Raw genomic sequence first — 24,145 nt, 5'->3', positions numbered from 1 at the left:
TCCACCTCGGGCGCGGCGGTCTGGGAGGGAGTGGTCCCGGATGCGTCGGCATCCGGTGGGCAGGAGGCGGAGGGCAGGGGCGTGGATTGGTTCATCTCGGACTCCTGAGGAGCGGACATGGTGCGGGCTGGCCGTCGTATCGGGGGATGGGTGCCGCCGGCCCGCACCGGATCAGGCACCGTGCAGCTGTCGTAGGTAGTCGTAGGCGCTGGGCAGGGTCTCCAGAAGGTTCTGCTGCTGGCGCTTGACGGTCTCGAAGAGCGGTTCCGCGCCGGCGACGGATTCCGGTTGGTGGGCGAGAGCGGGCAGCGGCGCGTCCGGGTGCAGGCCGAGGCCGGAGAAGATGCAGTAGTAGCTGCCGTTGGTCCAGAAGTTGCGGAACTCGGCCTCGAAGTTCCCGTAGTAGGTGCTCTCGTCCGTGATCGGCGAGTTGATCGGAAGTCCGGCCCGGTAGGCGGAGATCTTCTTCTGGATGTTCTCCGGCAGTCTCAGGTTCTTGTTGGCCTGCCAGAAGGGTGTGTCGTTCCGCGGCGCATAGTAGAAGTGTGCCTGGATGAAATCGCGCGTGTCGTCGAACATCAGCTCGATCTCGTGGTTGAAGCTGTCTATCAGGCCCTGGCTGAAGTTCCGGTCCGGGAAGTGCTTGGCGAGCTGGTAGATCGCTGCGGTGATGAAGTAGATGCCCGTCGACTCCAAGGGCTCCAGGAAGCAGGAGGAGAGTCCGATGCCGACTACGTTCTTCACCCATGCCCGGCGATTGCGGCCGACCCGGAAACGGATGTGGTTGAACTTCGCCTGCTCGGGGTCGAGGTCCCAGAGGTTGCAGAATTCCTGGGTGGCGGATTCCTGGTCGGTGAACTTGCTGGAGTACACGTAGCCGGTGCCGAAGCGGCCCAGCATCGGGATCTTCCAGGTCCAGCCGGAGGACATCGCGATTGCCGAGGTGTACGGCTCGATGCCGTATCTTTTGTCGTCGTGCGGGACGGCAGTGGCCACCGCGCTGTCACACAGCAGGTGGTCGCCCATGTCGATGAAGGGCTCCTCCAGCGCCTGGTTGATCAGCAGTCCGCGGAAGCCGGAGCAGTCCACGAACAGATCGGCCTCCAGGGTAAGGCCGCCCTTGGTACGCAGGGCTGTCACGTATCCGTGGTCGTCCTGCTCGACGCGTACCATCGCGTCCTGTACGTGGTGCACGCCCTGCTTCTCGGTGGCGAAGCGGCGCAGGAAATCTGCCACCAGCTGTGCGTCGAAATGCCAGGCATAGCGGGTCGCCGGGCGGCCGTCCAGCCAACGGGGTGCCTTGAGGGCGTCCATCACCGGCGGTTCGCGGAAGCAGGCATAGTCGAATGGCTCGGTGGTTCTTCCCTCGTATTTGCGCTTGAACCAGAAGTGGGACAGCGGCGTCTGGCCGTAGTCCGGGAGCAGCCCGAACGGGTGGTAGAAGTGATCTGGCCCACCGTTCCGCAGCTCACGCGCCGTGGCCTGTGCGGGGCCCTCGGTCCGCCAGTTCACGAAGCGGACGGCCATCTTGAAGCTGGCATTGCACTCGCGCATCCAGTCGTCCTCGCTGATGCCGAGGAAGTCGAAGAAGGAGCGCTGGAGGTTGGGCACGGTGGCCTCGCCGACCCCGATTCGGGGAATAGTCGGTGCCTCGAGCACCGTGATACCGACGGTGCCCTGAAGAGCCTTGCCCAGATAGGCGGCCGTCATCCAGCCGGCTGTGCCTCCGCCCAGAATGACGACCTTCTGGATCCGGTTGTCGGGGTTGGCAGTCATGCGCAGGCCTCGTTTCTGGTCGGCGGAGCGGGAGGAACGACCGTCCGGAACAGTGTGGGCAACGCCCCTATGCCGGACCTACAAAGCCTGTATGTAAAGGCGGGGGCCTGTCGCCGGTGGTGTCTTCGTGGGTGGGCTGCCAGATGAGGAACTGTTCGAGTGCGGTGCCCTCGGGTGGTGGGGTGCGCCTCCGGTCTGGGCGCAGGCGTTCAGGCAGGCGGTGAGGTGGGCCAGGGGCTCGTGGCCGTTGCGTTCGGCGGTGGCGATGATCGTCCAGACCCGGGCAGCCAGGTGCGCGGTCGATGCGGCTTGCGCGCCGTAGTAATTTCTCCGGCCGACGACCGGGGTTCTCAGCGCCCTTTCCGGGGTTGTTGTCCAGGGCGAGGTCGGGGAAGTCGCGGTGGCGGGCCAGTCCGTCCCATTCCCGGTCCAGGGTGGCGAGGACCTTACGGGCGGGGCCGGGTGCAGGCCGGGGGCTGCGGCTGGCCATCCCAACACCCGCCACAGCCGCCACCCGCCACAGGACGGAACGAGCCGCCCCGCAGCATCACCGAATACTTACGCCTGTATAGAACCCTGATAGACGGCTGCCAGATGCTCTTCCATGGCGAATCAGCGGGCGTTCCGGCGCGGGCGCGAGGACGGGCGCGTCGCCGGACCGGACGGGAACCAGGAGGAAGCCATGACCGCGGTGGTGAACGATGGTGTGCGGCATGCGGTGGAAGTCCGCTTCCTGGGGGACTTCTCTTTGTTCATCAAGGGCAGCCCGGTCGAGCGATGGCGGGCCGGGAAAGCGCGAAACCTGTTTCAGTACCTCGCCCTCCGCTTGGGACAGACTCTCACCAAGGACCGGCTGTACGAAGCTCTGTGGCCTGATTCCCCGTGGCCCGCGGGTCGCAGCTCGCTCAAGGTCGCCGTACATGCGCTGCGCCGTGTCGTGGGCGCCCATCCGGACCACCCCGGAGACTCCGGGATCCAGCTGGTCTCCCGTGACTTCGGGTATGCGCTGCAGATCGCGGACCTGTGGGCGGATGTCGACGAGTTCGAGGAGTTGGTGTACGCCGGCCTCCGGGTGTCCGGAGAGGACGGCGAGGTGGCCCGCGCCCGGCTGCGTGCCGCACTCGAGCTCTACCGCGGTGATTTCCTCCAAGGCGAGACCGCCGACTGGATCGTCGAACAGCGTGAGTACCTCAAGTCGTTGGCCCTGAGAGCCCTGGCGGCCCTCCGAGCCGATGCAATGGGCCGGCAGGGCTTCGCCGACCTGATCGACATCTGCCGGCGGACGCTGGAGATCGACCGGCACCATGAGGAGAGCTACCGGGCCCTGATGGCCGCGCATGGCAGCAGGGGTGAACTCGGGTGCGTCCGTAGCTGGTACGAACTGTGCGCCCGCCGCCTGCGTACCGAGCTCGCCGTGGAGCCCGCCCGCGAGACCGAGCGGCTGCTGCACTCCCTGCTGTCGCGCGCCGAAGCACCGGCGTCGCCGGACGGGCCGAGCATGGTGCGTCCCCGCCCGCACCTTTCCCTCCCCGCCACGATCGCCAGTTAGCGAGGACTCGACATGACCGTATTGACCACACCGCACCAGCCCGGTGGGCCAGGGGGGGAACTTGGTCGGCCACCGCATCACGGCGATCAGTGGATCGGTGGCCGTTGGGTCCTCTCCGACGCCACCGAAGGCCTGGAGGTGACCGACCCCAGCACGGAGGAGGTACTCGCGACGGTCCCCGCGGGCACCGCGGGGGACGCGGACCGGGCTGCACGCGCCGCGGCCCAGGCCTTCCCTGGCTGGTCGACGACACCCGCACCGCAACGGGCTGCCGTGCTCCGCAGGATGATCGCCGGGCTGGAGAGCCGGGCTGCTCGCTTCGCCGAGCTCATCACCGCCGAGGTGGGGACGCCGGTCCAGGTGTCGCGCGCCACCCAGGTCGGACTGGCGTTGGGCATGGCTGCCCACTGTGCCGAGGTGCTGGAGGCCTATGCGTTCGAGCAGCGCGTGGGGCATTCGCTGGTGATGCGCGAACCGTCCGGTGTGGCTGCGTGCATCACCCCCTGGAACGTGCCGCTGCTGCTGACCGTGCAGAAGGTGCTGCCCGCCCTGGCCGCGGGCTGCACCGTCATTCACAAGCCCAGCGAGGTCACTCCGCTGCACGCTCGGCTGCTCGCCGAGGTGATGGCCGAGGCCGACCTTCCGCCAGGGGTGTTCAACATGGTCGTCGGAACCGGCGAGGTGGTCGGTGCGGCGCTCTCCGTGCACCCCGACGTCGACCTGGTCTCGCTGACCGGGTCGACCCGGGCCGGGCGTCACGTGCTCGCCCTCGGCGCGGAGCACATCAAGCGCGTCCATCTCGAGCTCGGCGGCAAGAACGCCAGCCTGGTGCTCGACGACGCCGACCTCGACGCCGCGGTGCGGGCCACGGTCGACCAGGCGCTCTTCAACTCCGGCCAGGCCTGCCTACAGTGGGGTCGGCTGCTCGTGCCCCGCGACCGCCAAGACGAAGCGGTGGGCGTCGCGGACGAGGCGATGTCCGGCTATGTGGTGGGGGACCCTCGCGACCCGGCGACGGACCTGGGTCCCCTGGTCTCGGCGGCCGCACGCGGACGGGTCAACACGCACATCCGGCGCGGGGTCGCGGGCGGCGCCCGGCTGGTGCGCGGCGGCCCGGACCAGCCCGTGGGGCTGGACGTCGGGTACTACGTGCGGCCCACGATCTTCGCCGATGTCGATCCCCGGTCCGCGCTCGGCCAGGAGGAGATCTTCGGCCCGGTGCTGTGCATCATGCCGTACGACAGTGAGGACGAAGCGATACGGATCGTCAATGACACGCGCTACGGGCTGCACGGCGCGGTCTGGTCCGGCGACGGCGCGCGGGCTGAGCGGGTCGCCCGGCGCTTTCGCACCGGGCTGGTTGACATCAACGGCGGACCGTTCAACCCCGCGGCCCCCTTCGGGGGTTTCAAGCAGTCCGGGATCGGGCGCGAGTGCGGGACCGCTGGGCTGGACGGCTTCCTGGAGACCAAGTCACTGCAGCTGCCCCGGCCATCGACCGGGCAGACCGTCGGCCCGCGGCTGAAGGGGCTGGAGACAGCCACCCCTGACCGGCCCGCGGAGAGGGACGAACGATGACTGGACCGTCGCGGCGGCCGAGCGTGCTCGAGGTCGTGGACCGCTGGGCGCGCGAGCGGCCCCAGGAGACGGCGGTGAGCGCACCGGACGGCGTCTTGACCTACGCCGGACTCGCGGCCCATGCGGTGCGGTTCGCCTCCGCTCTCGCCGCCGTGGGCGTCGGGCGGGACGAGGCTGTCGGTCTGCTGCTCGGCCGGTCCCGGGAGAGCCTGCCCGCTCTGCTCGCGGTCTGGCGGATCGGTGCCGTCGCCGTGCCCCTGGACACCGGGCATCCGGTCGAGCGACTGCGCTACATTCTGCGGGACGCCGACGCCACCGTGCTCATCGCCGGACGGATGCCGGAGGGGCTCGACCTCACCGGGGTGCGCACCGTCCACCCTGAACAGGCCGACGGCGCGGCCTTCACGCTGCTGCCCGAGACCGACGCCGCGCCGGACGCCTGCGCCTATCTCGTCTACACCTCCGGAACCACCGGTCGCCCCAAGGGGGTCGAGGTCACCTACCGCGGCCTGGACACGTTCGTCGACGCCATAGCGGGGATCGGGCTCACCGCGGGCGGGCTGGGCCTCAACGCGGTCTCCCCGGCCTTCGACGGCTGGCTGTGGTGCTCGCTGCTCTACCTGGTCCACGGGCAGGGCGTCGCCTTGGTCGATCTGTCTCTCGAGGGGCTGCGCGAGGCTGCCGCCGGCGGTGGCGAGATCCTCCCCGCCGGACTGCGCACCGCTTCGCTCACCCCGTCGCTGCTGGCCGCCCACGGAGACGCACTCGGCGACGCCGAAGTCGTCGTGGTGGCCGGCGAACCATGCCCACCCACCCTGGCCGACCGGTTCGTGGCCGGGCGCCGCTTCCTTAACGTCTACGGACCGACGGAGACGACCATCGCCGCCACCTGGGCGGACAGCGCGCGGGGCGACGATGTGCGGGGCATCGGCCGTCCTCTGCCGGGATATCGCGCCTATGTCCTGGACGACTCCCTGCGTCCGGTGCCGTCAGGCGCCCAGGGCGAGCTCTACGTCGGTGGCCCGGCGGTCGCCCGTGGCTACCGCGGTCAACCGGGCCTGACCGCGGCCCGTTTCGTACCCGACCTGTTCGCGGGTTACGGGGCGCGTATGTACCGGACCGGCGACATGGTCCGCTTGGGTACGAACGGCGAACTGGAGTACCGCGGCCGCCGTGACGATCAGGTGAAGATCCGCGGCCACCGAGTGGAACTGGGCGAGGTGGAGCGGATCGCGAGCGAACTGCCCGAGGTGGTGGCCGCGGTCTGCTACCTGGTTCCCTCGGGTGACGCCCTGGGCCTCGCCGTCGTGACCGCGGACGGAGCCGACGCGGGTCTAGTGGTGGCCAGGGTCGAGGACCGCTGCGCCGCTCTGCTGCCCGACGCCGCGGTACCGCAGACGGTCCATGTGGTGCACACGCTCCCCACCCTGGCCACGGGCAAGGCCGACCGGGCGGCGCTGGCCCGTGGCCTGGCCACGGCGGGAGTCTCCGCGGCGACAGGGGTGGGGATGGCCGCGGCCGAGCTGCTCGCGGCGGACGACGGCCCCGTTGCGGGTGTCCGCCGCACCACCCTGCGGGAACGTGAGCTGCTGGCCCTGTGGACCGAGCTGCTCGGACGCGACGTGGTGGACGTCCGAGCCGACTTCTTCGACCTGGGCGGGCATTCCTTGCTGGCCGCCCGTGCGGTCGCCGAACTTCGGCAGCGGACCGGCCTGCGGGTCACTCTGTCGCAGCTGCTGGCCAATCCGACGGCGGAGGCGTTCGCCGCGGAACTCGACCGGATGGCCACGCGCCAGAGCAGAGAAGCGTGAGCATGGGCGGCTCCTGGATCGTCGGCTGGCGGGCCGGGAACCATGTCGACGACGGCCTGCCGGTGCTGCTGTGCCTGCCGCCGGCCGGCGCCGGTTGCCACCAGTTCCGTGCGTGGCAGGAACCGTTCTCCGGCGTCGCGCAGGTACTGGGCGTGCAACTCCCCGGCCGTGAGAACCGCTGGCGCGAGGCCATGCCGCCGACCTTCGAGGAGGCGGTCGAGGTCATCGCGCGCGAGCTGGTGGAACGGCTGCGACCCGGCCGGCCGTTGGTGCTCTTCGGTCACAGCTTCGGCGGCCTCATCGCCTATGAACTAGCCCGCCGGGTCACCCCGCTGGCCCTGGTGGTGAGCGCCTGCCGGCCGCCCCGTTACTGGGACGGAGCCGGGCGCGGCATCGTCGACGACGAGGACGAGCTCGACAAGCTCTTCGATACCGACGCCACGGACCGCGCACTGCTCGACACGGAGACCCGGGAGCTGATGCTCGAAGTACTTCGCCGCGACGCCCGGCTCTCACTCAGCTACGCCCACACCCCGGGTGCGCTCCTGCCCATTCCCGTCCACGCCTGGGGGGCGACTGGCGACGAGACGGTCACCTCCGACCAGCTGGCCGGCTGGGCGGAGACGACCACCGCCGTCTTCCGCCGCCACTGGACCGACGGCGGACACCACGCGGTGATGCGCCGCCCTGAACCGCTATTCGGACTTCTCACCGATCTCCTCGTGGGATTCGCTCCCGTGGGATCCGGTCGCCCCGATCCGCCCCGCAACGCCTGAGCCAGGAGGACGTCATGCCCGCCACCGGCGCGGCCACCACCACCGAACACGAGCAGCGCTACCAGGTCCTGATCAATCAGGAGGAGCAGTACGCCCTCTTCCCGGAGGGACTGCCCGCACCTAGGAGCTGGGTACCGGCCGGCTTCTCGGGCACCGAGGACGAGTGCATCGCCCATGTCGACGCGCACTGGGCCGACACCCGCCCGCTGAGCCTGCGACGACGGCAGGAAACCTGACATGCGGATCGATCTGCTCGACCCCGGCCCCTTCGGGCGTAACGACTTCTGGCCCACCTTCGCCTGGCTGCGGGCCAACTCCCCGGTTCACTGGCATCCCGAGCCCGGCGGCACCGGCTTCTGGGTGCTCAGCCGGCACCGCGACATCGTACGGACCTACGCCGACAGCGACACCTTCAGCTCCGCTCGGGGCATGCGCCTCGGCAGCGATCCCGCCGCCGTCGCGGCGGTATCCCAGCGGATGCTGATCGTCTCCGACGCCCCCCACCACACCGATCTCAAACGCGCCCTGGCCCAGGCCTTCGGCCCGGACCGCATGCCCCGGCTCGAGAAGCTGGTCGAGCATGTGGTGGCCGACCTGGCCGAGGAGGCGGTCGAGCAGGGCGAGCTGGACTTCATCGACATCGCCAAGGCGTTGCCCAACCGGGTGGTGTGCGCCCTGATGGGTATTCCGCACGCCGACTGGGCCTGGATTGGGGACCTCACCACCGACGCCTTCGACTCTCCGGACGAGGCGACACGGAGTAGTGCGCACTCGGAGATCTTCCTCTACTTCATCGAGCTCCTCCGGCAGCGTCGCGCTCGCCCGGGCGACGACCTGATCAGCGAGATCGCCCATGACACGGAGGTGAGCGAGAGGGGCGGCGAACAACACCGGCCGCTGACCGACGAGGAGATCGTCTTCAACTGCAACGGTGTACTCTCTGGCGCGAACGAGACCACGCGCTATTCCTCCGCCGGCGCGGTACACATGTTCGCCCGGCACCCCGACCAGTGGGACCTGCTGCGTCACCGCGGCCCCTCGGGAACCACCTCCGCGGTCGAGGAGATCCTGCGCTGGACCACCCCCGGCGTGCATGCGCTGCGCACCGCCACCCGCGACACCGAGATCGCGGGAGTTCCCGTCGCCGAGGGTGACCGGGTGACCTTGTGGAACGTGTCGGCGAACCGGGACGAGGAGATCTTCGCCGAGCCGGACCGATTCCTGGTTGACAGGGCACCCAACCGACATGTCGCCTTCGGTCACGGCCGCCATCTCTGCCTGGGCGCCCGGCTGGCCCGTTTCGAGCTCGGTGCCCTCCTCACCGAGCTGCTGGCCCGGGTGGACGGCTTCGAGCAGACCGGCCCCGCCCTCTTCAACTCGTCCAACTTCACCTGGGGGATCAGGAGCCTCCCGGTGAGGGTACTGCCGCGCGCGCACCGCTGACCGCCGGCGCGGCGTCGACCCGGGCCGGAACACGGAACCGCCGTGACACCCGCGCCGAACTTCCAGCAGAAAGGGTGCTGTTGTGTCCACTGAGCTCGCTCCGGAACTGCGGTCGGAAGCTGGGGCTACCCACGGACAGAGCCACCACCAGGACCTACGGGGGACATCGCCGGAGGCCGACGCCCTGGCACGGCCGCTCACCGCGGCCGAGCGCCGGCGGCTCCTCGTCGACGGGAACCGGACGGAGGCGGCCTTCCCCGACACCGGCTACCCGGAGTTGCTCGCCGCCCAGGCCGTCCGTACCCCGCACGCCCCGGCCCTGGTACAGGGCGGCCGTTCGCTGACCTTCGCCGAACTCGAGGTCGAAACCAATCGCCTGGCTCACTACCTGATCTCGCGTGGCGCCGGTCCCGGCCAGCGCGTCGGTCTATGCTATCCGCGCTCCGCCGACTATGTGCTGGGCTCCCTGGCAATTCTCAAGACCGGCGCGGCGATCGTCGCCCTCGATCCCGTCAACCCCGACGACCGCCTCGCCATCATGATCGAGGACGCCGCCCCGCTGCTGCTGCTCGTACCGGAGGAGCTGACCGCGCGGACGCCCGTCGGCCTGCCCCGGGCGGAGGTGGCTACCGCCGGCCGGGGTCTGCCGGCCACACCAACAGGAACGCCCACGGACAAGGACACGGTCAGCCATCTCATCTACACCTCCGGCTCCACCGGCACACCCAAGGCGGTGCTCGAACGCCACGGCGCCATCACCAACCTGGTCCACTGGACCGAACGCGCCTACGGGGTGCGCCCTGGAGACCGGGCATCGTGGATGTCGACCCCCGGCTTCGCGGTCCAGATCATGGAGTGGCTGCCGTATCTGCCTCTCGGCGCCGCCGTGCACATCCCCGAGGCGGGCCAGGCCCAGACCCCGCAGCAGATCCGAGACTGGCTCGTCGACCAGAAGATCAGCCACACCATGCTGGTCGCCGCCCTCGCCGAGCCGGTCTGGGGCCTGGAGTGGCCCGACGACGCCGCGCTGCGGATCATGGTCACCACCGCCGAGCGCGTGAACAGCTGGCCGCCGGTGGACACCTCGTTCCAAGTAGTGATGACGTACGGAACCACCGAGACGACCAATGTGCTGTCGTGTCTCGACCTCGGCGCCGGCATCGACTACACCAGCCAAGCCACTCCGGAGGAGATACAGCGCACCCGCCCCGTCCCGGTCGGTCGGCCCATCGCCAACCTCCGGGTCTATCTGCTCGACGACGCCGACCGACCGGTGCCGCTTGGTGAGGTCGGGCGGCTCCACGTGGCAGGGGCGGGACTCGCCGCCGGATACCACGGGCACCCCGAGCTGACCGCGGCCGCGTTCCGGCCCAACCCGCTGCCGGAGGAGCCGGAGCCGATTCTCTACGACACCGGTGACCTTGCCCGGAGGCGTGACGACGGAGCCGTCGAGATACTCGGCCGGGCCGACTCGCAGGTGAAGATCCGCGGCTTCCGCGTCGAACTGGGCGAGGTCGAGACGCACATCGCCCGGCTCACCGGTGTCGTCGAGGCCGTGGTCGTCGCGCATGAGCGCGGCCCGAACGACAAACGGCTGGTCGCCTATGTCTCGCCCGCCCCCGACGCCGACCTGGACGCTGGTACGGTCCGTGCCGAGGTGGCCAGCGGACTGCCCTACTACATGGTGCCCAGCGCCGTCGTCGTTCTCCCCGAGCTGCCGCGACTGCCCAACGGCAAGGTGGACCGCAGGCGGCTGCCCGCCCCGCCCGAGGGGCGTGAGGGTACCGATGCCGGCTACGCGGCGCCCCGCACCGAGGTGGAGGACGGCCTGGCCCGCCTGTGGGCCACGGCCTTCCGCACCCAGAGCATCGGCATCCACGACAACTTCTTCGAGATCGGCGGGCATTCGCTGCTGGCGTTCCAGCTGATCGACGCGATCCGCCACAGCTATGCTGTCGAGCTCAGCCTCTCCGACCTCTCCCGTCGCCCGACCGTCGCCGAACTCGCTGAGCTGATCACCGCTGAACGGGTCGGCAGGCGAGGCGACTTCGGCGGGCTGCCCGCGATCGTTCCCGACCCGGATCGGCGTTTCGAACCCTTCCCGCTGACCGAGAGCCAGCAGGCGCTGTGGATCGGCCGCGGCGGGCTGGTCGAGCTGGGCAACGTCGGCTGTCACGGGTACTTCGAGTGGCAGAGCCCGGACCTGGATGTTGCCCGCTTCGAGCGGGCCTGGCTGCGTCTGGTGGAGCGCCATGACGCACTCCGTACGGTGATCCTGCCCGATGGCACCCAGCAGGTGCTCCAGGAGATACCGGCCTACGACATTCCCGTACGGGATCTGCGCACGCTCGATGGTCCTCGGCTGGAGGAGGAACTGGGCGCGCTGCGCGATCGCCTCTCCCACCAGGTGCTGGACGCAGCGCGCTGGCCGCTGTTCGACGTACGGATCACCCTGCTGCCGCCGGGCGCGGCGGGCGGCCGCCGCGCCCGGATTCACCTGTCGCTGGACTTCCTGATCGCCGATGCCTGGAGCTACTTCCAGGTGCTCGTCCCCGACTTGGCGGCCTTCTATGCCGATCCCGACGCCACCCGAGAGACCCTCACACTCACTTTCCGTGACTATGTGACTGCGATCAACGACTCTCTGGGTGACAGTGAGCTCTACCTCCGCTCCGAGTGGTACTGGCGCGATCGGCTCGCGACGCTGCCTCCCGCCCCCGCCCTTCCCGGACGTCCCGCCGACGCGCCGGCTCTGCCGGTCCGCTTCGAACGGCGTAACCACCAGGTGGACGCCGAGCTCTGGAGCCGAATCCAGGCGCTCGGCCACGCGCGCGAGGTGACCCCCTCCGGCATCCTCGCCGCCGCGTTCGCCGAGGTGCTCGGCGCCTGGAGCGGACAGCCACGCTTCACCGTGAACTTCCCGCTGTTCAACCGACTTCCGCTGCACCCCCAGGTCAACCAGCTGCTCGCGGACACCACCACCACCCTGCTGCTCGCCGTCGAGCAGCGGGCTGGCACCTTCGTCGGACGCGCCCAGGATCTCCAACGCCGCCTCTGGGCCGATCTGGAGCACCGCTACTTCAGCGGGGTCAGGGTGCTGCGAGAGCTCACGAAGCTCCGCGGCTCACTCGCGCCCGCGATGCCTGTCGTGATGACCAGCCTGGTAGGACACCCGCCGCAGGATCAGGAGACGGCACTGGGCGTCCCGGTGTACGGGATATCCCAGACTCCGCAGGTGTCGCTGGACTTCCAGATCTTCGAGAGGGCGCACGGGCTCGCCTTCAACTGGGACTTCCTGCCAGCGGTGTACCCGGACGGCCTGATCGACGAGATGTTCGACGCGTTCCGCGGCCTGCTGGAATCCCTGGGGAAGGCGCAGAACTGGGAGAAGCCCGCCTTCGCGCTGCGGTCCTCCGCGACGGATCAGCGGGCACCTGAGATCGCCGTTCCCGCACAGGCCGCGGAGCGCGACACCGCGGATGCCTGGGAGCGCTACTGGGCAGGCATCGAGCGCACCGGTCGCGGCGGCGACGTAATCTGGGACGCGGACAGCGGCGAGGAGTTCGCATGGCTTCTCGGCCAGGCCCGGCGGCATTTCCCCCCCAACCTGCCGGTGATCGACCTGGGCTGCGGCAACGGCCGGTACAGTCGCGAACTCGCGGCACACTTCCCGCACGTCACCGGCGTCGACGTCGCCGCCAGCGCCATCGAGCACGCCACGGCGGAGGCGGCGAGTGCCGGGGTGCGTAACGCCGACTACCGGGCGCTGGACATGACGGACGCCGAACAGGCGGGGACGCTGGGCGAGGGCCCTTACAACATCTTCGTCCGCGGCGTCTTCCACATCCTGCGCGGCGCGGCCCGAGCCAGGCTGGCCACTGTGGTCGACCGGCTGCTGGGATCAGAAGGGGTGCTGATCCTCCATGAACCTGACTACTCCGCCGGCTCCTTCGGCTATCTCGGCTTCGTCGGTGGCAAGAAGGGGCGCGCCGAGGGCCTGGTCGGCCCGCTGGAGGCCGCCGGCGTCCGGCACTCCCGGCGCTTCGACCGCCCGGAGCTGACCGACGTCTTCCCGGCGGAGCGGTGGGAGCTCGTCGATGACGACGCCGTCAACCTGCACGTCATCGACCCGGAGAGCGACGCCGGTGCGCTGGGCCTGCCGGGCTACTACGCCGTGCTGCGGCGTCGGCCGGCCGAGAGGAGCGCGCCGGAGAACGGCAGGCGTTGACGGGGATGATGATGCCGGCGGGTCGCGGGGCCGTCCGCGAACGAGGGCCCCGGGCTCGTCGACCGGCGGTGGTGACATTCGCGAGTAGTGCGGGCGAGCGCCACCATCGCCGTGCGCCCAGCTGGCTGTGACGCCGGAAGTCGCCGCAGGCGCATTCGTGCCAGGAGCGTTCAGTCTGGAGGCCGTGTATCGCAGTTTCGCGGTCTTGGTCGTGCGGTCGGGTGGGGCTGAGCGCTGTCCTGAGAGCTGGGACCCGCGTAGAGGATGAAGGTGTGATCGATGCGCTGTTCCGGGGTGCCGGTTTTGGGCCCGAGGGAGGCAGGTAGTTCGGACTCGGTGTACCGGTCGTCGCTGGCCAGGTAGATCGCGATGGCCCAGTGGTCGGCGGATCCCTGGCAGCGCAGGCGCAGGATCGGTGCGGGGTCGCGATGGCCGGGCAGGACCGCGCTGACGTAGCAGAACGGTCCGCGGTAGCGCACGACTGGGTCGCCGAGCTGCGGCCAGCCGCGGGTGACGTGGGCGATGATCCGCTCGGTGACGGCGGTGCGGGTGCGCGGGCTGGGTGTGTCGGGCACGTCGTTCATGATGGGTCCCCGGGGCGCGTCACGTACGGGTGCGGCGTGTCGCATACGTCGAGGAGACGACCGGTTTCATAGGGTCCGGCGGTGACCTTGCCGGCGCCCTGGGCCGCGTTGCTGGAGATGTTCCGTCCGGGGTTTCGCCGCCGGGGCACGTTCACGCTGTTCACCGTGCTGGCAACCGGGATGGTGGCGCAGACCGGACGGCGCAGCGTGGTGGGGATGCTGTCCGGGGCGCGGATGGCCGGCGTGATCTCGTTTCATGCCGCGTGCCGGTTCTTCTCCCACGCGATGTGGGACGTCGACCAACTAGGGCTGATCGCCGCGCGGCGGTTGCTCGACGACGACGCGCCGGTCACGGTGGTGGTCGACGACACGCTGTTCAAACGGTGGGGCCGCAAGGTACATCATGCGTTCTGGACCTATGACGGCGCGGCCCAGGGCGGCCGGAAGATCGCCCGGGGGAATCGGTGGGTGGTGGCCGGGATCGTGGTCCGGCTTCCGTTTTGCACTGCCCCGGTGTGCCTGCCGGTGTTGTTCCGGCTGTGCGCGGGTAAAGGCACCGCCGGCCCGGTCGAGCTGGCCGGGCAGCTGCTGGGGCTGATCGCGGCCGAGTTCCCGGGCCGTCGCCTGCACGGAGTTGGCGACGCCGCCTATCACGGCAGGCCGCTGCTGGTGGCCAGGACCACGTGGACGACCCGGTTGCCGGCCAACGCCGCGCTGTACTACCTGGCGCCACCGCGCACCGGCAGGTGCGGGCGGCCCGCGCTCAAAGGCGCCAAACTCGGCAGGCCGGCCGACGTGGCCGTGGGGGTAGCCGACTGGGCGAATGCCACGGTTGTCCGGTACGGCTGCACCCGAATCGGTCCTTCTCGCCGAGGTGCCCTGCATCTGGTACGGCAGCTTCGGTAACGCGGTGGGCCGGCGTGTCCTGGTCCGGGAAGAAGACCCGACCAGGCACTATGATCCGGCGCTGTTCACCGTCGATACGACCGCCACCGCCGCTGGGTAGTAGGGCGCTACGCGGTGCGATGGCCGATCGAGCGAGCCTGTCAACGCCACCAGCGAGCAGCAGACCAGTGTCGGGCAGGCCCGCAACCGGGTGCCCAAAGCCATCGAGCGGACCGTGCCGTTCGGCATGCTGGTGCAGACCTTGGTCATCGTCTGGTACACCTGCACGGCCACCAACCCGAGGACGTACTCGCCCGCCGGCTCACTGAGGTGGTCCGACAGCAAGACCGAACCATCCTTCGAAGACATGATCGTCAAGCTGCGCAGGACCTTGATCGCAGCCAGATTTACCGCGGTTCGCCCAGGTCACGTCGACCCCGATCTATTACGGGACTACTCCCTGGCCTGCGCCGCAGCCGTCGCATAGGTGCGAAACACGAGCTGGAGGGCTTCCGCCCGATACGGGAGCCCTCCAGCAGTTGCCAGCTCGTCAGCCGGCGGACTGCCCGTGGATCGCCTTCGCCAGCACCCGCACGGCCTGTTCACAGCCCGCCTTGTCCACATCGAGGTGGGTGACCAGCCGCAGCAGCCCCGGAGCCGGGGAGGTGACCCGCACGCCGTGCCGGGACGCCTGTTCCACGACTGCCTCGGCAGCGGGCGTGCGGGCCAGCACGATGTTCGTCTCCGGAGCGCTCACGGCGCAGCCCGCCTCCCGGAGTCCGTCGGCGAGCAGGGCCGCGTTGCTGTGGTCGTCGCCGATGCGCGCCAGGTTGTGCTCCAGCGCGTACAGGCCGGCCGCCGCGAGTACCCCGGCCTGGCGCATGCCGCCGCCCAGCCGGTGCCTGATCTTCCGAGCCTGCCCGAGGAGTTCGCCGTCGCACAACAGCACCGACCCCACAGGCGCGCCCAGCCCCTTGGACAGGCACACGGAGAGGGTGTCGGCGACCGGAGCCCCGAACTCGGCGAGGGGAACCCCGGTGGCGGCGTGCGCGTTCCAGATCCGAGCCCCATCCAGATGTACCGCGATCCCGGCGGCATCGGCCACCGCACGTATGCCGCGCAGTGTCTCCAGCGGATGGACGTTGCCGCCCGAGCGGGTGTGCGTCTGCTCCACCGCGACCGCCCGGGTGCCGACCGTGTACGAGTTGCCGCGGCGTACGAAGGCCGCGAGCGCCCGCGGGTCGATCAGCCCGGACTCGGACGTCAGGGTGCGGGTCTGTATTCCGCCGTGCAGGGCGGGCGCCCCGTCCTCATGAGCGAGGATGTGCGCTTCCGCGTCGCAGACCAGCTCCTCGCCGGGGCCGACCAGCAGCCGCAGCCCGATCTGGTTGGCCATCACCCCCGACGGTGCAAACAGCGCGCCGGAGAAACCGAAGAGCCCGCAGAGCCGCTCCTCCAGCGCCCGGACGGTCGGGTCCTCCCCGAACATGTCATCGCCGAGCTCGGCCTCGGCCATCGCGGCCCGCATCCCTGGTGACGGCAGGGCCACCGTGTCGCTCCGCAGATCGACAGGTGCGCCGGTCACCGGTGCGTCGGTCACCGGGACGGCTCCGCCGTGCGGGCTGGCGCCTGGTCGGCCACCCAGGACAGCAGCGGGCGCACCAGCCGCCAGGTCTCCCGCACCTGGTGCGCTGCCCGTCCCGAGTGCAGCTCGGGCCCCGGGCCGTAACGCCGCCCGACGTCGAGCGTGCGGTGGCGCAGCAACTCCAGCCGTGGATGGTCCTGGCTGAAGCCGCGGGGATGCGTCCTGAGCTGGTCCCCGCCGATCGCGAAGCCGCTCTCCCGCAGCCGCTCGACGATCGAGGCCAGCTCCGCGCCACTGCCGTCCTCGGCCACCGCGGTCCGGTAGCGGGCGATGTGCTCCGCGGCGCGCGGGTAGTAGCGGCCCGAGGCGTACAGGCCCTCCGCGTCCAGGTGCAGCCAGAAGCCCAGGAACGGCTCAAGGTCAAGATAGGCTCCCTGATAGGTCTTGTACGGGGACTTGTCGTGCGACAGCCGAGTGTCCCGCACGGGACCCAGCACGCGGATATCGCCGAACTCGTCGGACAACTCCCGGGCCAGGGCGGTCATCGGCGCGAGCACCTGCCGCTCGTAGACCCGGCGGTAGCGCTGCTGCCAGGATTCCCTGGAGTTGTCGGCCTTCAGGGCGGCGTACAGGTGGAGCGCCGCCGGGGGGAAGCCGGTGAAATTCATGGCGCGGATCCCTCCCCGCTCCGGTGCCGGGGTGCATAGGCGGGCAGAGGATAGCGGGCGCAGAGCTCAGCGACCGCGGCGCGGACCCGGGCCTGAACAGCGGGGGCGAGGACATGGCCGCTCTGTTCGTCCGGGCGAACGGCTTCTAGCACATCGGCGACGAGGTCGGCGCACGCGGCGGCCTCGTCCCGGTCCATGCCGCGTGCGGCCAGGGTGTTGCTGCCGATGCGCAGCCCGCCGGTGACCCGGGCGGGAGTGGTGTCTCCCGGGACGCGGTTGCGGTTGACCACGATTCCACACGACTCCAGGGCCTGCTCGGCGATGTCTCCGGTCAGCCCGGTGCCGCGCAGATCGAGCAGCACCATGTGGGTGTCGGTGCCGCCGGTGACCACGCGCAGACCGCGGGCGGCCAGCCGCTCGGCGATGGCCTGGGCGCCGGCCGCCAGTCGCTGGGCGAGCTCCGCGAAGCCGGGCCCGGCGACGAAGTCCAGCGCCCGCGCCTTGGCGGCGATCGACGCCAGGTCAGGAGTGCCCTGGGTGAAGGGGAAGACGGCGCGGCGCAGCGTTGCCGCGAGCGATCCTCGGCCCGGCCCGGGCCGGTGCGCGTCGCGTCCCAGCAGAATGAGGCCGCCGCGCGGACCATAGAGCTGCTTGTACGTGCTGGTGGTGGTCACGTGCGCGTGGTCGATGGGGCTCGGGTGCAGCCCGGTCGCCACCAGGCCCGCGATATGGGAGATGTCGGCGAGGAGGAACGCGTTCGCCTCGTCGGCGATCTCCCGGAAGCGGGCGAAGTCGACGGTCCGCGGGTAGGCGCTCGCTCCGCACACCAGCAGCTTCGGGCGGTGTGCCAAAGCCAGCTCCCGGATCTGCCCGTAGTCCAGGAAGCCGTCTGGGGTGACGCGGTAGCCCTTGGCGTTGTAGTAGCGGCCGGTCAGCGATGCGGGGGAGCCGTGTGTGAGGTGGCCGCCGCAGTCGAGGTCGAGGCCCAGCAGTGTGTCGCCCGGATTCAGCAGAGCGGTGATCACCGCCAGGTTGGCCGAGGAGCCGGAATGCGGCTGGACGATCGCCTCCCGGGCACCGAAGACACTGCAGGCGCGGTCGGCGGCGAGCCGTTCGACCTCGTCGGCCACCTCGCAGCCCGCGTGGTAGCGGGCACCCGGGTAGCCTTCCGCGGTGAGGTTGCTGAGCGAGGTGCCACTGCAGGCCAGCACGGAGGGATCGGCGACGCTGGAGGCCGCGACCATCATCAGTGTCTCGTTCTGCCGGGCGGCCTCCCGGGCCAGCAGTTTGTACAGCGGGGCGTCGGCCTCCCGGAGCCTGGCCGCAGCGTGACGGGCGAAGCCGATTAGGTCGAGCCCGTCGGGGGTGTCCGGCGGCCGCGCCGTGGGCGCGGGCGCGGGGAGGGCGAGACTCATGCCTGTCCCTTCTCGGAGGCGGCGGTGGCGGCGACCTCGGGCTGGTCCCCTTCCAACAGGCTCAGCGCCTCGGCGGCAAGCTGGGCGGCGTAGCCGTGCCGCTCGTCCGCGGCGATTGTGGCGGCCAGCTCGGACAGCAGAGGGGTGTTGAAGACGGTCCTGACCGGTACCGGCACCGCGAGCAGTTCGGTGAGCAGGGCTGCCAGCCGGGTACCGCTGAGCGAATCTCCGCCCAGCCGGAAGAAGTTGTCATCGAGAGCGGCCCGGTCGAGGCCGAGGATCTCGGCGACGGCCGCGCACAGCAGCCGCTCCAGCGGGTTCTCTGGGTGTTGAGCCCGCTCCCGGACCTCGTCCTGGGCGGTGCTCTGCTGCCCTGCCGCGGTGGCGAGCGTCAGCCGGTCCACCTTGCCGTTCCGGGTGAGTGGCAGCTCGTCCAGCACGGTCAGCGCTGAGGGGACGAGGTGTGAGGGGAGCCGCTCGGCCAGCCGTCCGCGTACCGTGTCGGCCAGTGCCGAAGGGGGCACCGTGGCGCCGTCGAGCGCACCATCCGATGGCACCACGAAGCCGTGCAGCCGCCGCACGCCGTGCGCGCTCGTCGGCGCCACCACCACGGCCGCCCGGACCGCGGCGTCCTGGCGCAGCGCGGCCTCGATCTCGCCCAGCTCGATTCGGTGTCCCTGGATCTTCACCTGGAAGTCGTTCCGACCCAGTATCTCGATGTTGCCGTCGGGCAGGTACCGGCCCAGGTCGCCGGTGAGGTAGGCGCGTTCCCCGCTTTCCGGCAGGGTGACGAAGCGCGCCGTGGTGCGCTCGACGTCCTTCCAGTAACCGATTGCCAGGCCCACCTCGCTGGCCACCGCCATCTCCCCGACGACCCCCACGGGTCGCTCACGGCGGGCGTCGTCGACGATGTAGTAGCGCTGGTTGGTGATCGGCTTGCCGTAGGGGATGCTGGTCCAGGACGGGTCGACCTTGCCGATCGGGTAGAACAGCGACCAGCAGATCGTCTCGGTCGGCCCACCGGACCCCACGACCTGGATTCCCGGGCTCTGCGCCCGCAGCCGGTCGGGCAGGGTCAGCGGAATCCAGTCGCCGGAGAGCACGGCGAGCCGCAGCGACTCCAGCGGTCTGCCGGCGCCGAGGCGCTCCCGCACCTCTGCCGTACCGACGAGCAGCTCCATCAGCACGGGTACCGAGTTCCACAAGGTCACCGACTCGGCGGCCACCAACTCGGCCCAGACATCCGGCTCCGCGTGCTCGAAGGGCGGCGGCAGCACCACCGTGCCGCCGTGGAGGAGCACTCCGAACACGTCGTAGATCGAGGCGTCGAAGTGCAGCCCGGAGACGGCGAGCAGTCGATCCTCGGCGGTGACGTCGAAGCGGTCGGCGACATCGTCGACGAGGTTGACCACCCCGAGGTGGTCGACCATCACGCCCTTGGGCTCACCGGTGCTACCCGAGGTGAAAATGGTGTACGCGAGATCCGACGGAGTCTGGGCGGTGGGCAGCGGTGTCGCGTCCCCGATCTCGAAATCCACGTCGACCCGGAAGCGTCTCACCTGCGGCGGCCAGCTCAGCCGAGCGTCCAGACGCGCCTGGGTGAGAACCGTGTCGACCTCGCCCTCAGCGAGCAGCCGCCGCAGCCGCTCTGCTGGTACGGACGGATCCAGCGGCAGGTAGGCGGCACCGGAGGTGAGGATGCCGTACACCGCCGCGTACTGCTCCCAGCCCTTCTCCATGACGACCGCGACGAGGTCACCGGGGGCGGCCCCGCGCTGGCGTAGCCGGCGTCCGATCCGGTTGGCGTAGGTGGAGAGCTCGGCGTAGGTGAGACGGCGCCGGGCGTCAACGACGGCCTCAGCGTCGGGCGTGGCTGTCGCCTGGGCGGCGAAGAGCTCGTGGAGGGTGGCGGGCCGGACCGGCCCCGCGGTGTCGTTCACCACGCGGCGCAGTTCCCGCTGCGCCAGCGGGATCAGTTCGAAGCGCGTGTCGTGCCAGCGGTCCGGGTCGTCCGCGAGCAGGTGCAGCAGCCGCACGTAGGCGTTGAAGGCATCGTCGATGAACCCAGGAGCGAAGGCGCCGTCCACGAAGTCCCAGATGACCCGGAGCTCACCGTCCAGCTCGCGCAGCTGGACGTCCAGGGAGACCTGCGGGGTCTGGGAAATCGAGTAGACCTCCCGCCCCAGGTCGGAGACGGGGCGTCGGACAGGGTAATCGAGCAGGCTGGTGACGACGATCGGCATCCCGGCCTGAGCTCCCGCGCCGTGCCGGCGGGTCAGCTCGCGCATTACCCGGACCCCGTTGAACGCGGTGTGCTCGAGATCCCGGTCGAGCTGGTCACGCAGAGCGAGAGCTCGGTCCAGGAAGGTCTCCCCGGCGCCGTCCACCGCCAAGAGCACGGCGTTGGTGAAGTCGCCGAGGACCGAGCCGATCCCGGGGTGCATGTCGGGCCGGTGGAAGACCGGATAGTTGAGGGTGAAATCGGGGGCCCCGGACCAGCACCGCACCACCTCGGCGAACGCCGCGGTCAGCAGCACCGACGGGGTGAGGCCGGCCTGCCGCGCGCCCCCGGCCAGCCGCTGCCAGCGCTCGGCGGGCAGTCTGTGTTCCCGGCGGTCGAAGCGCACGTCGCCGGTCCGCGGGCCGCCGGACGGCAGGTCGGGGGCGGCGGGCAGGTCGGGCACCCGCCCGAGCCAGTAGTCCCGAGCCGTGCGGAACTCCTCGGTCTCGGGCAGGGCCAGCGCACGCCAGCGCGCGTAGTCCGCGAAGGTGATCCCTGGCCTGGGTGGGTGTGCGTCCGGGTCGTCGTAGAGGTCGATCAGATCGGGGAAGAGCACCTGGAACGCGCTGGAGGCGTCCAGCACCTGAAGGTCGATGCCCAGGTGCACCCGGCAGACGTCCCCGGGCAGCCTGACGATCCGCAGGTCGAACAGCGGCCAGCCGCCCACGGGAAAAACCACGTGGCTCATCTCCTCACGGAGGGCGGCGAGTTCCCCTTCGACCTGACCGTGAGAGGCGGCGCGCAGATCGCGCACGGGAATCCCGTACGGTGGCAGCTCCCGCAACACCACCTGGGTGCCGTCGGGACGGCCGACGGCGCGCAACATGTCGTGACGCTCGACGACACGTCGCCACGCGGTGGCCAGCCGAGCCGGGTCGAGGCCCGCGCGCTCCCACTCGAAATAGCCGTAGCAGCCGATACCGCCCAGCTCGACGGCATCACCACGCCCGATCATCAGCGCCTGCTGGGTTTCGGTCATGGGGAAGGGCGTGGGGGGCGCGGCGACGCCCGGAGCCGCTGCCGCGCTGTCGCTGGTGCGGGTCCGCTCAAGGTCGGTCATGCACTACTCCGCTCGCTGTGACGGGACGGGACGCCGGGAGGGCATGGGACCCCTAGGCCGACGGCCACCACAGGCAGAGCCTGGTGATCGGGGGTTAGCCACCAGTTATGCCCGGGTCCCGGCTGCTCGCCCCGACCACACAGCGACCGGGCGAAGAGCAGCGTCAGGGGGTGGAAGACATAGTGCGGGCGGCCCTGCTCGTCGGCCTCGCTGACCTCCAGCAGGGCCGCGTCGACCAGGGCCTCCAGCAGTAGCTCGGCGTACGTCTCCGGTTCGGCCAGCTGGGCGGCGGCCCGGGCCGCGGGGAAGGGGGACTGGCCGAGCGGGGCCAGCCGCGGGAAGGCGGCCCGGGCCGGGCCGTCGAGTCCATGCCAGGAGGGCATCAGGGCCTTGCTGACGTCCAGTTCGCCGAACCGCAGTTCCCGTAGACGGGTGGCCGGGTCGGCGAGCCGCCCGGCGAGCACTGCCGGGTCACTGTGCGGCCGTGCGGCCGTGCGGGCACCGGCGATCCGCAGCGCCAGCGGCAGCCCGGCGCAGTAGGAGACGAGGGCTGCCGCCGCCTCCGGTACGGCGGCGATCCGCTCTGGCCCCGCGGCCGCGGCCAGCAGCTGCAGCGAGGCGACGCCGTCCAGCGGCCTGAGCGCGATGGTGCGGGAGCCGGTCACGGTGGGCAGCACCGTATGGCTGGTGATCAGCACGGCCGGCTCCGGCGTGTTGGGTAGCAGCGGGACGAGCTGGGTGTCACTCGCCGCGTCGTCCAGCAGGATCAGCAGCTGCTTGTTGGATATCCGTGCCCGGTAGAGATGGACCAGGGCGTCGAGGTCGTCGGCGGCGTAGCCGGATACTGGGGCGCCGAGCGCGCGCAGCAGACGGACCAGGATTTCGCGGGGGTCCTTGGGGGTGCCGTCCGGGTGCCGGAGGTCGGCATGGAGCTGGCCGTCGGGGAAGTGCTGGAGGCTGGAATGGGCGGCGCGCACGGCGAGCGCCGTCTTGCCCATGCCTGCCATCCCGGTGACCAGGACGCGGCGGGACGATGGCGCTCCCGCGTCCCGCCGTGGTTCCAGCAAGCGGCACAGGGATGTCAGCTCGCTCTGTCTGCCGGCGAAGTCGATGCTGTCGGGGGGCAGCATCGCCGGCACGGCGTCCCCGGGCGCGACCGGTGAATCAACAGACCAGCTGTTGGTGCGCGAGGCGCGGCTGCCATGCAGTACCGCCTGATAGGCGGCCATCAGTTCCTCCCCGGGCTCCACTCCCAACTCCTCGGCCAGCGTCCGCCGCCCCTCATGGAAAAGGCCCAGGGCATCGGCCTGCCGACCGGAGCGGTACAGAGCGGTCATCGCCTGCGCCCGCAGACGCTCACGCAGCGGGAATTCCGTCAGAAGCCCGGCGAGCTCGGGGGTGAGCTGGTGATGTCGACCGAGCTCGAGGTCTGCCGTGATGCGATTCTCCAGGGCCACCGCCCGGGACTCGGCGAGCGGCGGGCCTTCGATCTCCGCGAGGAACTCCGTGACGTTGGAGAAGGCCGGGCCACTCCACTCGGCCAGGGCGCCGCCGAGAAGTGTGCTCGCCTTCTCGCTGTCTCCGCGCAGTAACGCCTCCCGGCCGCTCCGTTCCAGCCGCTCGAACTCGATGAGGTCCAGCCTGGATTCACCGATATCGAGGACGTATCCGGGGAAACGCCGGTCGATGCTGACGTCCTTACCCAGGAGCTTCCGCAGCCGCGAGATGTACGTGTACAGCTGCGCGTACATGGTGACAGGCGGGCCCCAGCCCCAGAGCAGACTGGTGAGTCGCTGATCGGACACCACATGGCCCCGGGCGAGCAGCAGGGCTGCGAGCACCGTGCGCAGTTTTGCCCCGGCGAGGTCGATCCGCCGGCCGGAGCGGCAGGCCTCGACCGGTCCGAGTACGCGGAATTCCATAAGTACCCCGTCCACGGTTCCTCCGGATGGAATCGAACAGGATCAGCGCTCCGCTGTATTTACCGTTAATGAACTGATTTCGTCTCTCCCGCGGGCGGTGAAATCGCTGGGAACGGAATCCAGGGGGCGCTCCTGGTCTTGCTCGGGACTCGGCATCGCCGATGCCGAGTCCCGATGACGGCCTCGCCCCGTAACCTCCACCGGGTGCCGGTCCGGCTCCGGCTGGGCCAGAAATTCCAGCAGGCGCATCTCATTGCCGGAGTCTCCGATGCAATGAAACCCCTCCGAACCTTCAGCGGGAGTCAACCCTCGTAGTATCCACAGAACTCGGGGTGACTCAGCGGCGGGCGTCGTTGTATTCTTGCTGACCGTGGGGGTTGCATGACGTGGGTCACGGTCTTTTCGTCGCCATGTTCGACGATAGAACTCAACCTACCTCGCCACCGTGCATGTGTCTGCAACTCTTACAAAGTTTGTGAAGATAGGACGATCTTTCGCGTCTCGGGTTCGTGGTCGGCAACGTTGAGCTGCTGCTTTTGAAAACTTCGAATTCGGATGTCGGATCCACGACACTTCCGCCGCCT

At 70.1% G+C, this 24,145-nt stretch carries 16 protein-coding genes; 8 read left to right on the top strand and 8 right to left on the bottom strand.

All coding sequences use genetic code 11. The features are described from left to right. Positions 1-171: 171 nt before the first annotated feature. Positions 172-1,776, bottom strand: coding sequence for a tryptophan halogenase family protein (locus AC6EXY_RS25740; RefSeq protein ID WP_101836282.1), 1,605 nt, complete (start codon positions 1,774-1,776; stop codon positions 172-174). Positions 1,777-2,458: 682 nt separating this feature from the next. Between AC6EXY_RS25740 and AC6EXY_RS25735 the strand changes: the two genes are divergently transcribed. The 7 genes from AC6EXY_RS25735 (at position 2,459) to AC6EXY_RS25705 (ending at position 13,161) form a co-directional block, all read left to right on the top strand. Further along, complete coding sequence (locus tag AC6EXY_RS25735) at positions 2,459-3,325, top strand: AfsR/SARP family transcriptional regulator (protein WP_165818687.1); 867 nt, start codon at positions 2,459-2,461, stop codon at positions 3,323-3,325. A 93-nt stretch (positions 3,326-3,418) separates the two neighbouring features. After that, a complete protein-coding gene (locus AC6EXY_RS25730; RefSeq protein ID WP_279354741.1) occupies positions 3,419-4,903 on the top strand; it encodes an aldehyde dehydrogenase family protein in 1,485 nt (494 codons plus the stop codon). Then, the gene (locus tag AC6EXY_RS25725; RefSeq protein WP_499818317.1) at positions 4,900-6,714 is read left to right on the top strand and encodes a non-ribosomal peptide synthetase; all 1,815 of its coding nucleotides are present in this window, start codon (positions 4,900-4,902) and stop codon (positions 6,712-6,714) included. Before AC6EXY_RS25730 ends, AC6EXY_RS25725 begins: the two co-directional genes overlap by 4 nt. 2 nt (positions 6,715-6,716) lie before the next feature. Further along, complete coding sequence (locus AC6EXY_RS25720; RefSeq protein WP_101836286.1) at positions 6,717-7,490, top strand: thioesterase II family protein; 774 nt, start codon at positions 6,717-6,719, stop codon at positions 7,488-7,490. A 14-nt stretch (positions 7,491-7,504) separates the two neighbouring features. After that, positions 7,505-7,726, top strand: coding sequence for an MbtH family protein (locus AC6EXY_RS25715; RefSeq protein ID WP_101836287.1), 222 nt, complete (start codon positions 7,505-7,507; stop codon positions 7,724-7,726). Between the two features lies 1 nt (position 7,727). Continuing rightward, positions 7,728-8,933, top strand: a complete 1,206-nt coding sequence (locus AC6EXY_RS25710) for a cytochrome P450 (protein ID WP_101836288.1) — start codon at positions 7,728-7,730, stop codon at positions 8,931-8,933. An 82-nt stretch (positions 8,934-9,015) separates the two neighbouring features. Beyond that, on the top strand, positions 9,016-13,161 hold the full coding sequence (locus AC6EXY_RS25705) for an amino acid adenylation domain-containing protein (RefSeq protein WP_499818318.1): 4,146 nt from the start codon (positions 9,016-9,018) through the stop codon (positions 13,159-13,161). Between the two features lie 170 nt (positions 13,162-13,331). Here the strand turns inward: AC6EXY_RS25705 and AC6EXY_RS25700 are convergent, their stop codons facing one another. After that, a complete protein-coding gene (locus AC6EXY_RS25700) occupies positions 13,332-13,745 on the bottom strand; it encodes a hypothetical protein (RefSeq protein WP_101836290.1) in 414 nt (137 codons plus the stop codon). Positions 13,746-13,826: 81 nt separating this feature from the next. On the opposite strand from AC6EXY_RS25700, the gene AC6EXY_RS25695 reads away from it, so the two are divergent. Then, on the top strand, positions 13,827-14,651 hold the full coding sequence (locus AC6EXY_RS25695; protein ID WP_499818319.1) for a transposase: 825 nt from the start codon (positions 13,827-13,829) through the stop codon (positions 14,649-14,651). 48 nt (positions 14,652-14,699) lie between these two features. On the opposite strand, the gene AC6EXY_RS25690 is transcribed toward AC6EXY_RS25695, so the two are convergent. The 6 genes from AC6EXY_RS25690 to AC6EXY_RS25665 form a co-directional block, all read right to left on the bottom strand. After that, positions 14,700-14,975, bottom strand: a complete 276-nt coding sequence (locus AC6EXY_RS25690) for a hypothetical protein (protein WP_101836292.1) — start codon at positions 14,973-14,975, stop codon at positions 14,700-14,702. Between the two features lie 205 nt (positions 14,976-15,180). Then, positions 15,181-16,230 carry a threonine aldolase family protein gene (locus AC6EXY_RS25685; protein ID WP_243408154.1) on the bottom strand — a complete coding sequence of 350 codons (1,050 nt, stop codon included), beginning with the start codon at positions 16,228-16,230 and terminating at the stop codon, positions 15,181-15,183. Beyond that, the gene (locus tag AC6EXY_RS25680; protein WP_101836293.1) at positions 16,227-16,883 is read right to left on the bottom strand and encodes a DUF2461 domain-containing protein; all 657 of its coding nucleotides are present in this window, start codon (positions 16,881-16,883) and stop codon (positions 16,227-16,229) included. The genes AC6EXY_RS25685 and AC6EXY_RS25680 overlap by 4 nt, the downstream gene beginning before the upstream one ends. Beyond that, the gene (gene glyA / locus AC6EXY_RS25675) at positions 16,880-18,298 is read right to left on the bottom strand and encodes a serine hydroxymethyltransferase (protein WP_101836294.1); all 1,419 of its coding nucleotides are present in this window, start codon (positions 18,296-18,298) and stop codon (positions 16,880-16,882) included. The genes AC6EXY_RS25680 and glyA overlap by 4 nt, the downstream gene beginning before the upstream one ends. Further along, on the bottom strand, positions 18,295-21,639 hold the full coding sequence (locus AC6EXY_RS25670) for a non-ribosomal peptide synthetase (protein WP_101836295.1): 3,345 nt from the start codon (positions 21,637-21,639) through the stop codon (positions 18,295-18,297). Before AC6EXY_RS25670 ends, glyA begins: the two co-directional genes overlap by 4 nt. Then, positions 21,636-23,576, bottom strand: a complete 1,941-nt coding sequence (locus tag AC6EXY_RS25665; protein ID WP_499818320.1) for an AfsR/SARP family transcriptional regulator — start codon at positions 23,574-23,576, stop codon at positions 21,636-21,638. Before AC6EXY_RS25665 ends, AC6EXY_RS25670 begins: the two co-directional genes overlap by 4 nt. Positions 23,577-24,145: the final 569 nt, after the last annotated feature.

The sequence above is a fragment of the Frankia sp. RB5 genome, from assembly GCF_059816245.1.
Note: the sequence above shows the minus strand (reverse complement) of the source record. Positions and strands in the feature narration are given on the sequence as shown.